The organism is Rhodohalobacter sp. SW132 (assembly GCF_003390325.1).
Taxonomy (GTDB): Bacteria; Bacteroidota; Rhodothermia; order Balneolales; family Balneolaceae; genus SW132.
The window spans coordinates 155,770-167,496 of record NZ_QUOK01000012.1; the positions used below are offsets into that span (position 1 = coordinate 155,770).

The 11,727-nt window shown below is 43.2% G+C and carries 12 protein-coding genes; 6 read left to right on the top strand and 6 right to left on the bottom strand.

Features of this window, described 5'->3' with window-relative positions:
- Window positions 1-28 precede the first annotated feature (28 nt).
- Window positions 29-652, top strand: coding sequence for a hypothetical protein (locus DYD21_RS18560; RefSeq protein ID WP_116038504.1), 624 nt, complete (start codon window positions 29-31; stop codon window positions 650-652).
- A gap of 319 nt (window positions 653-971) precedes the next feature.
- Here DYD21_RS18560 and DYD21_RS18565 read toward each other — a convergent pair whose 3' ends face one another.
- Together DYD21_RS18565 and DYD21_RS18570 are read right to left on the bottom strand one after the other, a co-directional pair.
- A complete protein-coding gene (locus DYD21_RS18565) occupies window positions 972-1,619 on the bottom strand; it encodes a response regulator transcription factor (RefSeq protein WP_116038505.1) in 648 nt (215 codons plus the stop codon).
- A 64-nt stretch (window positions 1,620-1,683) separates the two neighbouring features.
- Complete coding sequence (locus tag DYD21_RS18570) at window positions 1,684-2,124, bottom strand: hypothetical protein (protein WP_116038506.1); 441 nt, start codon at window positions 2,122-2,124, stop codon at window positions 1,684-1,686.
- A 191-nt stretch (window positions 2,125-2,315) separates the two neighbouring features.
- On the opposite strand from DYD21_RS18570, the gene aspS reads away from it, so the two are divergent.
- Together aspS and DYD21_RS18580 are read left to right on the top strand one after the other, a co-directional pair.
- Complete coding sequence (aspS, locus tag DYD21_RS18575) at window positions 2,316-4,085, top strand: aspartate--tRNA ligase (RefSeq protein ID WP_116038507.1); 1,770 nt, start codon at window positions 2,316-2,318, stop codon at window positions 4,083-4,085.
- A gap of 12 nt (window positions 4,086-4,097) precedes the next feature.
- Complete coding sequence (locus DYD21_RS18580) at window positions 4,098-4,814, top strand: DUF429 domain-containing protein (protein WP_116038508.1); 717 nt, start codon at window positions 4,098-4,100, stop codon at window positions 4,812-4,814.
- A gap of 36 nt (window positions 4,815-4,850) precedes the next feature.
- Here the strand turns inward: DYD21_RS18580 and sthA are convergent, their stop codons facing one another.
- Window positions 4,851-6,311, bottom strand: coding sequence for a Si-specific NAD(P)(+) transhydrogenase (gene sthA, locus DYD21_RS18585; protein ID WP_116038509.1), 1,461 nt, complete (start codon window positions 6,309-6,311; stop codon window positions 4,851-4,853).
- A gap of 215 nt (window positions 6,312-6,526) precedes the next feature.
- Here sthA and DYD21_RS18590 point away from each other — a divergent pair, with 215 nt between their 5' ends.
- Window positions 6,527-7,135 (top strand): superoxide dismutase, encoded by a 609-nt coding sequence (locus DYD21_RS18590; RefSeq protein WP_116038510.1) that lies wholly within the window; start codon window positions 6,527-6,529, stop codon window positions 7,133-7,135.
- Window positions 7,136-7,185: 50 nt separating this feature from the next.
- On the opposite strand, the gene DYD21_RS18595 is transcribed toward DYD21_RS18590, so the two are convergent.
- Window positions 7,186-7,995 (bottom strand): hypothetical protein, encoded by an 810-nt coding sequence (locus DYD21_RS18595; protein WP_147303646.1) that lies wholly within the window; start codon window positions 7,993-7,995, stop codon window positions 7,186-7,188.
- Window positions 7,996-8,120: 125 nt separating this feature from the next.
- On the opposite strand from DYD21_RS18595, the gene DYD21_RS18600 reads away from it, so the two are divergent.
- Complete coding sequence (locus tag DYD21_RS18600) at window positions 8,121-8,576, top strand: BrxA/BrxB family bacilliredoxin (RefSeq protein ID WP_116038512.1); 456 nt, start codon at window positions 8,121-8,123, stop codon at window positions 8,574-8,576.
- Between the two features lie 73 nt (window positions 8,577-8,649).
- Here DYD21_RS18600 and DYD21_RS18605 read toward each other — a convergent pair whose 3' ends face one another.
- Both DYD21_RS18605 and DYD21_RS18610 read right to left on the bottom strand, forming a co-directional pair.
- Entirely contained in the window at window positions 8,650-9,954 is a 1,305-nt protein-coding gene (locus tag DYD21_RS18605) for an AarF/ABC1/UbiB kinase family protein (protein WP_116038513.1), read from the bottom strand.
- The gene (locus DYD21_RS18610) at window positions 9,951-10,619 is read right to left on the bottom strand and encodes a hypothetical protein (protein ID WP_116038514.1); all 669 of its coding nucleotides are present in this window, start codon (window positions 10,617-10,619) and stop codon (window positions 9,951-9,953) included. Before DYD21_RS18610 ends, DYD21_RS18605 begins: the two co-directional genes overlap by 4 nt.
- A 57-nt stretch (window positions 10,620-10,676) precedes the next feature.
- On the opposite strand from DYD21_RS18610, the gene DYD21_RS18615 reads away from it, so the two are divergent.
- Complete coding sequence (locus DYD21_RS18615) at window positions 10,677-11,450, top strand: queuosine precursor transporter (protein WP_147303647.1); 774 nt, start codon at window positions 10,677-10,679, stop codon at window positions 11,448-11,450.
- The last annotated feature ends 277 nt before the right edge of the window (window positions 11,451-11,727 follow it).

Sequence of the window (11,727 nt, forward strand, 5' to 3'; positions counted from 1 at the left end):
TTTTTAATTCCCGAAGCAACTATTAATTATGGAAGCAAACATTATTTATGAAATCATCGGTTATGTGGCGTCCGTTCTGGTAGCCATCTCACTGATGATGAGCAAAATTGTTCAGCTCAGAATTGTGAATCTGGTTGGTGCAGCTACATTTTCCCTTTACGGAATTTTAATCAGTTCTATCCCGGTTGCTGCAATGAACGGGTTTATCGTTCTGATTAATATCTATTACCTGTCGAAGATATTTCGCGGACAGGAGTATTTCAAAATCCTGAGTGTTGGAACAGAAAGTGAATATTTGAATGAATTTTTATCGTTCTATAAAAAAGAAATCAAAAAGTTTCAGCCAGGCTTCCGGGGTAAACAGGCAGACTGGAATTTTTCATTTTTTGTACTGCGGGATATGGTTCCGGCCGGCGTGCTTGCAGGTACTTTACAAAATGGCACATTGAAAATGGACCTGGATTTTGTATCTCCCAGCTATCGCGATTTCAAAATTGCCGAATATGTGTATCGTGACCAGTTAAACTACATGAGAGAGAAAGGGGTGAAGGAAATCGTTACACCACCCGGGAGCGAAAAACACAATGCATACCTGGAAGAAGCGGGTTTTTCGAAAGATGAGAGAACAGGTGAGTATAAACAAAAGGTGTAGGCCCATAAAAAATTAGCAGCTCTCCGATCAAGAAGAACTGCTAAATATCATCTACAGACGGCTATTACCCCATTTGCACTTATAACATACTTGTTGAATACACCTACTGCAATAAGTAAAGTCTCGTAATTTAAGTACGTAAAAATACGTAGTGGTGCATTAAAGGACAGTTATATCGGGTGAGAATCTTCACCGAATGAATTCGCTTCAACCGGTGAATTGCCCTGTCTTTACATCATCCAGTGCATAACCGGTTTGATTAATATCTAAACCCAACAACTCATCCGAAGACGTGAAGAAATCAGAAGTGAATACTTTCTTATAAATCTTCACCTTCCTGAAGAGCATACCTGACCAGGCCCGCAGTATTTTTGATTCCAAGTTTTTGCATAAGATTTGAGCGGTGTGTCTCCACCGTCCGGGGACTAATGTAAAGCCGCTTCGCAATCTCAGCGCTTGTCAGCCCCTGTACGATCAGCGACAGAACTTCCCGTTCTCGTTTGGTGATTGTATCGCCCATCGGTTTTCCCGGTTTATCCCTCTTGTTCGCATAATGCGTAACAATCGTTTTGGTAACTTTTCGGCTAAAAGCCTGTTCGCCATCAGCAACGGCTAAAACCGTTTTTTCAAGTTCATTGGATGTCACCTGTCGTGTGATGTATCCCTTCACACCACAATTCAGCGCCTGGTTTACATGGCCGATATCTGAAGTGCCGGAAACAACAATTACTGCAGGTGATGGATTTATTTCCTGGAGTTTTTTCATCAGGTCTTTGAGGCTCAGGTCGGAAAGTGAGGAAGAAATTATGCAGACACTGTCGGTGCCGCATGAATAGGATTTGAGCAGTTTATTAGCCGTTGGGTAGGTGTGAATCTTATCGATTTTCCTGGATTTTTCCAGCAGGCATACCATTCCACTTCTTGATATTTCAGAACCATCTGCTATGTGGACGGTAATTTTTTTCATCGGTTCTCTCAACAGGTTTACTCATGTCAATATAATTTAATTTTTCAAATTGTAAATAGTGAACTTAAAATGAGTTGAATAATGAGAATTGTATTGAGAGATAAATCAATAAAATCAGGCGTATCGTCCAAAGTGCTGTTCGCACCCAGTTGGACTGAACCAGTTTTTTTACGCGTCCGGAACTATGGCTTTCAGCAAGTTTCAAATGAATCGGCATTTGAAGAAGGAAGGTAGACAGCCAGATCAGTCCGATCAGCAGAATATTGATCATAAATAGAAAATTGCCGGAAAACACGGTAAAGAGGAGATAAAGCCCGGTGAAAAGTTCAGCCAGCATCACGGGAATCACAATAAAAGAGATACGCAACCGGTGCAGATCCATCTGACGGGTAAAATCACTTTTCTCAATATGATCAAAGAGAGGGTAGTGAAGTAGTTGAATGACCCAGATAAGGCCAGTCATAAATGCCGTTGCAACCAGGTGGATCAGAAAATAGAAAGACATAAACCGATGGTTTTATTGATCAGATGATAATTAAAAAATGGATGAACCTGAAACAGGATGTCGCTGCCGTTCAATACAAATCACTTAGTTAAATTAATTGGAGGATTGAATAGGCGAATGGTTTACATATTGTTTATTTTAGCGCTTCTGTAAACAAAATGACGATAATCTTTTAAGTAACTGAATACTATATGAGCTGGCTTCGCACTCACACCTGTGGTGATTTAACGAAAAAAGATGTAGATCAAGAGGTAATATTAAATGGCTGGGTTTCCTCGCGAAGAGATCTCGGAGGCGTGATTTTTATTGACCTCCGCGATCGATACGGAATTACTCAGATCGTATTTGATGAGTCTAATAATGACCTACATAGCAGCGCTGAAGATTTGCGCTCAGAATATGTGATTGGGATAAAAGGGAAGGTTCTTCTTCGGGATAAGGAAACCATCAACCCGGCAATGCCAACCGGGGAGATTGAAATTGAAGTGTCGGAACTGAATGTTTACAGCGAAGCCGAAACGCCTCCGTTTGAAATAAAAGACGGCATCGCAACCAATGAAGAGACGCGGCTGAAATATCGCTATCTCGATCTTCGGCGACCGGAAATTCAGCAAAATCTTCTGCTGAGATCAAAGCTTTATCATACCATCCGGTCGTTTTACCACAAGCTCAATTTTGCTGAAGTGGAAACTCCGGTACTGATGCGCTCAACACCGGAAGGCGCGCGCGATTACCTGGTACCCAGCCGCGTGAATGCCGGTAAATTTTTCGCTCTTCCCCAGAGTCCGCAAACCTACAAACAGCTTTTGATGGTTTCCGGAATGGACCGCTATTTCCAGATCGTGAAGTGTTTCAGGGATGAAGACCTGCGGGCAGACCGGCAGCCGGAATTTACCCAGGTTGACGTGGAGATGACGTTTGTAGATGAAGAACAGATCTACAAAACGCATGAAGAACTGATGGCAGAAATCTGGAAAACCCATCTTGGCAAAGAGATCAAAACACCGTTTCCCCGGATGCAGTACAAAGATGCGATTGAAACGTACGGGTCTGATAAACCGGATACGCGATTTGGACTGAAGATTAAAAACTTGTCGGACCTTCTGGAAGATTGCGGGTTTAAAATATTTGAAAGTACCGTGAAAAAAGGCGGACGCGTGGTCTCCATCAGTGTGCCCGGGAAAGGAGATCTTGGGCGCGGGGCTCTCGACAGGCTTACCGAAGATGTAAAAAGAGAAACCGGCGCAGCAGGCCTCATCTACATTAAAGTATCGGATGAAGGACATTTTTGCAGCGTGGGCAAATTCTTAACGGAAGAAAAAGTTGAGGAGATGGTAAAACGAGCCGGCGCAGAAAATGGCGATTTAGTGCTGATCCTCGCAGGGCCGAATCCACAGGTATATAAGCAGATGGGAATTTTGAGGCTTATGATGGGTAGAGATCTTGAACTGATCGATCAGTCGGCGGATAACTTCCTTTGGGTTACCGATTTTCCGCTTGTGGAGTGGGATAAAGAGGAGAAACGGTATGTATCATTGCATCACCCGTTCACTGCGCCAAAAGAGGAAGATCTCGAAAAACTTGAAAAATCACCCGAAGAAGTGAATGCCAGGGCGTACGATCTTGTACTGAATGGAAGTGAAATTGGCGGCGGCTCGATTCGTATCCACAACTCAGAATTGCAAAACAGAATGTTCAGGTTGCTTGGAATTGGTGAAGAAGAAGCCCGGGAGAAGTTTGGGTTTTTGCTTGATGCATTCACCTATGGCGCTCCACCCCACGGCGGCATCGCCCTCGGTCTCGACAGGGTTGTGATGATTATGGCCGGTGCGGGCAGTTTACGGGATGTGATTGCATTTCCAAAAAACCAGAAAGCCCAGAGCACAATGGATAAATCACCCGGTGAGGTTGATGAAAAACAGCTTCGCGAACTTCATATTAAACTCCGAGAAATAAATTAAAACAAAATTCACGTGAAAACTGCTGGAATAGACGGCTGCAAAGCGGGCTGGATCCTCATCACATTCGATGAAGAGCCCAATTATAAAGTGTTGCGAACGGACGATGAATTGCAGGAAGCCTTTCAAACATTCGACCGAATTTTCATCGACATGCCGATTGGCCTGGAGGATGAAGAGTATACCCGTGAATGTGATCGTCTTTTGCGGAAGGAATTAGGAGCTGAGTATGCATCGAGTGTATTTAGCCCGCCAATCCGTCCCGCTCTGCATTCGCCATCCTATGTGGAGGCAAATATGCAGAGTTATGAGTTTACGGAGAAAAAGCTAACCGTTCAGGCGTGGAATATCACACCAAAAATCCGAACAATTGATTCTTTTTTGAGAGAGAATAAAGAACTGACCGAAACCGTGCTCGAAAGTCACCCTGAGCTGCTGTTTATGAATTTGAACGGCGGAATGATCTATCAGAAAAAACAGACAAAAAAAGGGTTGAGACATCGGCTGAGCCTGGTATCAGATCACGAGGAGATTGCCGCGGACTTCTTCAGGGAAATCAAAGAGGAGTTCAGAAGAAATGAAGTGGGCGAAGACGATATTGTTGACGCTATGGTCCTTGCGCTTGCTGCAAAGCTTTCCAAAGAAAACCGAATCGTAACATTGCCGGAAGACCCTCCAAAGGATTCTGAAGGGCTGCCGATGGCCATACATTATGTAAAAAGAACGCGGTAAGTCGGCCGCGTCCTAATGCAGTTGAAGCGCTTGGTCTTAGTTGTTTTCTGAGCGTTCAAGAATGTTTTTATACTTAATCCCGGCTTTGTAGACTCTGTTTACTCCGTTAAATGCAGCTACCCGATACGCTTCTGAATAAGTAGGATAGTTAATAACGTGCTCCATAAAGTAGCGGATATTTCCGCCGAACGACATCACGCTCTGCCCCAGATGAATTAAGTCCGCGGCCTGCTCTCCAACAATGTGAACTCCAACAAGGGTTAGGTCATCTGTTTTAAAGACCAATTTGAGCAAACCATCATCCGAATGGGTGATATCTGCCTGGGTAATGTTTTTGTAATAGGCTCTTCCTACAGTTACATCGATACCTTGTTTGGCAGCATCTTTCTCGGTTAAACCGATCGATGATATTTCCGGGATGGAATAAATTGCATATGGAATGGAGCCGTCAAGGTCGTGCGCTTTTTGGTCGAACATACTGCATGCCGCAAGCCGCCCTTGCACAAAGGATGCAGACGCCTGTGCCGGAAGCCCGATCACATCACCGGCAGCAAAAATGGAGTCAACAGAGGAGTTGAAATATTTATCGACTTTAATGAATCCTTCGTCACTCAGCTCTACGCCGCTGTCTTCAAGCCCAATATTTTGTGCATTCGGTTTCGTACTTCCCACAAACAACACGTGTTCGGTTTCAACGACTTGCAGCCTGCTTCCCTGTTCTTTTGATTTAAAACCTACCTCGGTACATGTACGCAGTTTATTGTTGCTTACGTGCTGAACTTCTACATCATAAAATATTTGAATTGTGCTATTCTTAAGAATGCCAAGAACTTCCTTTTCAATTTCTTCATCCAGAAAGGGGAGCATATCCGAACGATCAGCCAATATCGTTACACGCGTACCAAGTGCCGAAAAAATGGTGGCATATTCAAAACTGATTATTCCATTACCAACAATTACGAGACGGCGGGGAATGTGTGTCAGATTTAAAACGGACTCAAAATCGAGGACACTGCTGTGATTAACACTAAAAGCCTCAGGTGCTTCAAAACTGCTGCCTGTAGAGATGAGTATGTTTTTGGTTGTGTAGGTCTTCACATTATTTAAGTGATCCGTGACCTGCACTGTATTCTTGTCTATTACTTTGCCCCAGCCCCTGGCGGTATCGATCTCATTTTTGATCAGATCATTTTTCACCTTCTGATTTTTACTGTCCAGAATTGTACGTTTGTACTGCAAAAGATCATTCATCTTAAATTGCTCGTACGGCTTTCTGTCGCTTTCATCCCCGAATTGGCGGTGAAATTTCTGGATAGATTTGGCAGCTTCACGCAAAGCTTTGCTGGGAACGGTTCCTGTGTTAATCCATGTGCCGCCTAAATGATCGTCGCTGGCCTCAACCATTAGAACGTTTTTGTCAAATTTAGAACTTTGCATGGCGCAGGAAAATCCGGCAGGTCCGCTTCCCAAAATGATTACGTCGTAATCGAAAGTCATGATTATCTGTTTTTTTAAATTGATCTGTAGCCCTTAAAATAAGATTCTATCACGTTAAACCCATCTATAGTTTCAGGAAATAAAATGTGGATACTGTGGAACGAAATCTTCTGCAAATTCAATTTTACGGGTAAGCAACACAATGTTATATTAAGCTGTTGAAATATAACGCCTTACAGAATTTTAATAACTGCTAACTTCTAAATTAAACGAACATGTCTTACAAACTTCCAGATTTACCCTATAAACATGATGCACTCGAACCGCACATTGATAAGAAGACCATGGAGATTCACCACGGAAAGCATCACGCAGGATATACTAAAAAAGTGAATGCAGCTCTTGAAGGGCATGAATTTGCTGATCTGCCGATTGAAGAAGTACTGCAGCGGATTGACGAAGTGCCAGAAGATATCCGTCAGGGTGTGATTAACAACGGTGGAGGATATGCGAACCATAAATTATTCTGGACCACTCTTTCGCCTAACGGCGGAGGCAAACCCACCGGTGAACTTGCAGATGCTATCAATTCAACCTTCGGTAGTTTTGATAAGTTTAAGGAAAAGTTCAGCTCTGCAGCCGCAGGTCAGTTTGGTTCAGGCTGGGGATGGTTATGCGTTGATACATCCGGCAATCTTAAAGTAATCTCAACAGCCAACCAGGACAGTCCTTTGATGGACGGGCTTACGCCAATTCTCGGTGTTGATGTTTGGGAACACGCCTACTATCTGCATTACCAGAACAGGCGACCTGATTACATTTCTGCATTCTGGAATGTGGTGGATTGGGAAAAAGTAAATGAACTGTATAAAGACGCTAAGTAATCGCGTTTTTCAGTATTTTTTAAAGCGCCGCAGATGTCTGCGGCGCTTTTTTAATTTTGTACCGGAATATTAAGGTGAAACCACTGTTCGTAAGCTCCCATCATATGACGCATATTTGACGGGTTATTTCTGCGTTGTTGCTGCATGGGCCGGCGCTGACCACCATACCGTTGCTGATTCATTGTATCCTGATCGTTTCGGATTCTAAAATTCGGCGGATCAATCTCAAATCCCAGCCAAATCTCATCACTGGATAAGTTAAACAAAGAGGCATCATTGAGCGGAACCCGCATTTCGATTCCCAGAAGCCTGCGCCCGTCATCTGAAGCAATTTCAATCCCGTCTACTTGCAGCTGATCTTTGTTGATAAACCCCCTGTTTCTGTCTGAACCGGATTGTTCAATAATCATAATTCGGTCAAAAATATTTTCCTGCAGATCTTCAAGGAGCTCCCGGTTTTGCGGATTCTGGCTCCACTCTTCGTCATTAATGAAAGAATTATACACACCCGGATTTTCTCTCAACAGGTTGAACGTGCCGGATGGAAAGGCAATACCGGCACGTTTCCGGTTCTCTTGATTATCACTCAAATAGATTATGAAACCAGACTGACGCATGGCACTGTTTCGCGCAGCACTGCGAACATCCACAAACAAATAAAGATATTCATCATCAAAAGCTGCGTAGTAATGAGCGGCATCAGAACGGTCAACGACGGACTGTTCGATATTCCAGTCACTGAGAGAGCCATCCACGGTGATCTGCGTTTCGGTTTGATGTGTTGTAACCATCCGGGAGCCGGAACAGGCTGTAAACAGAAGAAGTAGGGTTATAGATAATATCAGTTTAATAGAACTCATAAAGACAGGAACGATAAATTCTGGAGATATATTCAATTCAAATCGGTTCATCCGATAGCTCAATAAAGTACTAAATTATCCGTATATTCATTGAAACGAATAAAACCAATCAAACCTATACAATTATGCAATTTGGATTTGGAGTAGGCCCTGATACATCCTGGATGAGAGAAGAGCTCACCAAACTGGGTGTAGAGGAGCTGAAGACCCCCGAAGATGTAGACCGAGTAATGAAAGAGTACACTGATGGCACCATGCTTATGGTCATCAACTCCGTGTGCGGATGCGCCGCCGGTAATGCCCGGCCCGGTGTGGAAATCGCACTCGAAAAAACAAGCAATAAACCAGATCACCTGGTAACGGTTTTCGCCGGACAGGATAAAGAAGCCACTGAACGGGCTCGTGAATATTTTAGCGAATATCCGCCATCATCCCCGGCATTCGCCTATTTTGTGAATGGTGAAATTAAAGCGATGGTACCCCGTCACAGAATCGAAGGCAGAACGCGCGAAGAAGTCTCCAAAGACCTGCTGATGGTTTTTGATGCATTCGCCGAAGAAGAGAGCAAGGAAAACGCCTGATTCTGAAAGTGAACTTGAACAAGCTATAATTCGAAAAAGCCCGCTTCTTCACAGAACCGCGGGCTTTTTTAATTCACAACGTTTTGATAGCATCAGCAACGATGTTCCGTGACTCGCGTGTGTCAATTTGAGCACCGATTTTCATTAGGAAATGATACAGGCCAAGATGAACCCGGGTGCTGTAGATAAAATGCTTATTTCCCCGAGCCTCGTTTCCAATGGGTGCATTTTTCGTATAGCCGCGGATTAACTCTTTATATTCCGGGTCGCCAAAATCAAACTTGTCTGATTCGTAAGGCATCGCAAATGTATACCCATAATTGATGCAAAAGTCGAAATACCGTTTCTCTTTCGGATCTTCATCAGGATGAGTTTTCAGCACACTAAGTTCCTTGTACAGTTTGATGATGGCATCAATATCCCGGTCAAGGTGCGTTGGCAGCAGCAGCAGGTAGTTTTTGAAAAAATCAGGCGGAAACGTTTTTACGCAGCCAAAATCGATGATTCCAAGCTTTCCGTCAGGCGTCAGTAAAAAATTTCCGGGATGTGTATCGGCATGAATTTCATCAAACTCCTGTATTTGCTGATGGAAAAAATCCCACAAAAGCTGCCCGTACCGATCTTTTTCTGTTTGCGATGGCTCTGTTTTTAGAAATTCATTCAAATGGTTGCCTTCAATGAATGTCATGGTGAGTACGCGTTCGGTGGAGTACTCTTCAACCCACTGCGGAGTTTCGAACTTCTCCCCCGCAAATCGTTCGTGAAACCGGTTGATCGATTCTCCCTCCGCGATATAATCGGTTTCCCGCCGCAGGGAGGATTCAATTTCCCGGAAGTATTCATCAAGTTCATCACTATTCTTGATAAATCTCCTGAACAACGTTTTTGCCAGGCCGAGATCTGTTGTGATGGTATCCCGCACACCCGGATACTGAATCTTTACGGCAACCTTCCGCCCGTCTTTTAATGTAGCACGATGCACCTGACCTATAGAAGCTGCCGCTGATGCTTCGGTTTCAAAAGAGGCGAATAGTGTTTCAGGGTAGCTGCCAAGTTCACGCTTAATAATAGATCGTACGAGGGATCGGTTGATAGGGGGTACAGAATATTGCGCCTGTGTCATCGCCTCCGCAAACTCATCAGGCAAAAATCCCTGGTCAATACTGAGTGACTGTGCAATTTTCAATGCAGTGCCCCTGAGCTTAGTGAACTCTGTTAAAATCTCCTGGGCGGTTTGATTATAAAACTGTGAATTCTGTTCACTATTGGAGCCGCGCAGTGATTTCAGGTAATGCTTTGCATAATTAGAACCAACCTTCAGCCCGGTTTTGGCGAAAATTTTACCGCGATCGTATTTCGATGATGGAAAATCACTCATTTAGCCTCTTTTTTGGATGTGCCGGTATTGCAGCGGGGATAAGGGAGATTATAAAAAGCAAACTTTGCCAGTTCGAATCCGCGGTCGATGATGCAGTTATAATGTATTTCTTCAACAAATGCAGTCCATTTATCGACCAGTTCCATTGTTTTTTGGTCGCCTTCACTTTCATCATTCAGCCATAAATTGATCAGGATATGAAAATTCATAACCCCGGTTTTATAAAGGAGATTTGAATTAAGCGCTGAAGAAACAGCAGATTGACGCGCATCGTTTTCGTAGATGGATCGCAATTCATCTTTCAGGCCCCGGTTATATTCGGGAGTTCTTGAAGAACATACGATCAGGCGACGATAAGTTTTTGCAGTAAACTGTTTGTGTTCACCAAGCAGGTCAATTACCGTTAACGCCAGGTTACTTAGCTTTTCGGCAAGCGAGAAATTTTGGTATCCATCTATTTTCTTTGTGATTTCTCGATACTCTATGATAACAGACTCATAAAAGAATTCCAGGACGGAACGTCTGTTCGGGAAGTACTCATAAATTTCATTGACTTCTATTTCAGAAGCAGCTGCAAGGCTTGTCATCGTAAAACGGGTATTCTTCAGATACAGATCCGCCCCGTTTTTTGCAATCTGAATTTTTTTTGATGTTTTCGTATTCATATCGTTGAATTGTTTTATTTGACCTCCATAACAGAAAGGTATTCATAAAAGGTTCAGATGATTTTAAAATCCCTCAGGAAACCTACACCTCATAAAAGAGATCTTCTTTTTTTATCACTGGCCGGGGTTTTTATAACCTCACTTGTTCTTGGCAACGTAATCGGCACAACGAAGTTTATCACACTCTTTTCATTTGAGCTGCCGGATTGGTTACGTGGTATAACACCGGCTATTGTCCGTGACGGAAGTATATATGTAATGAGTATACCGGTTGGGTTGATAGCATACCCATTTACATTTCTCGCCACCGATTTGATTTCCGAACTTTATGGAAGAAAAAAAGCACAAAGTGTGGTCTGGGCCGGATTTTTTCTGAACCTGTATATGCTTTTGCTGATGACTGCCGCACAATGGTTGCCAAATACATATGGAGTAAGCGGAGGCCTGGAGTTGTTTGACGGGGTTTATGAATTCTTAGTAGCCAATACAATATCGAGTATGATTGCCTACCTGATCGCACAGTCTGTAGATGTGAGACTATTTCATTTTTGGAAACGAGTCACAAAAGGAAAATATCTGTGGGTTCGAAACAACGGATCCACAATGGTGAGTCAGCTCGTGGACAGCACCGCAATACTCTCAATTTTATACCTAACCGGAAATCTTGGGGAGAATATTACAACTGTCGGCGCGCTGGGGATACTCATTTTGAACTCATATCTCTTCAAATTTTTCTTTGCTCTGTTTGATACTCCACTTATATACGCCGGGGTTTGGCTGTTTAAGGAGTATGATGAAGACCCGGAAGGGTATAAATTATATGATGAATAAATGGTGTGAAGGCTAAGGTCTTATAAATTAGGTGGATGGGATAGTGCGGTGTAAAATTGAGTCGTGAAAGAAAAAAAATAACAGATTTTGATTGACACTGGATCAGATTTGCTCGTATATTTAAAGCCCTTCAGAAATGGAGGCAGCTATTGAAAATTTGATCGAAAATAATTGAAGTATCTATTGTGTTCGATCCAAATTCTTCTTAGTTTGTAAATCTGCGATGGAGTTGATGTCGCGGGTAATGTTCTTTGGACATATTGAAAGAGATAAACAG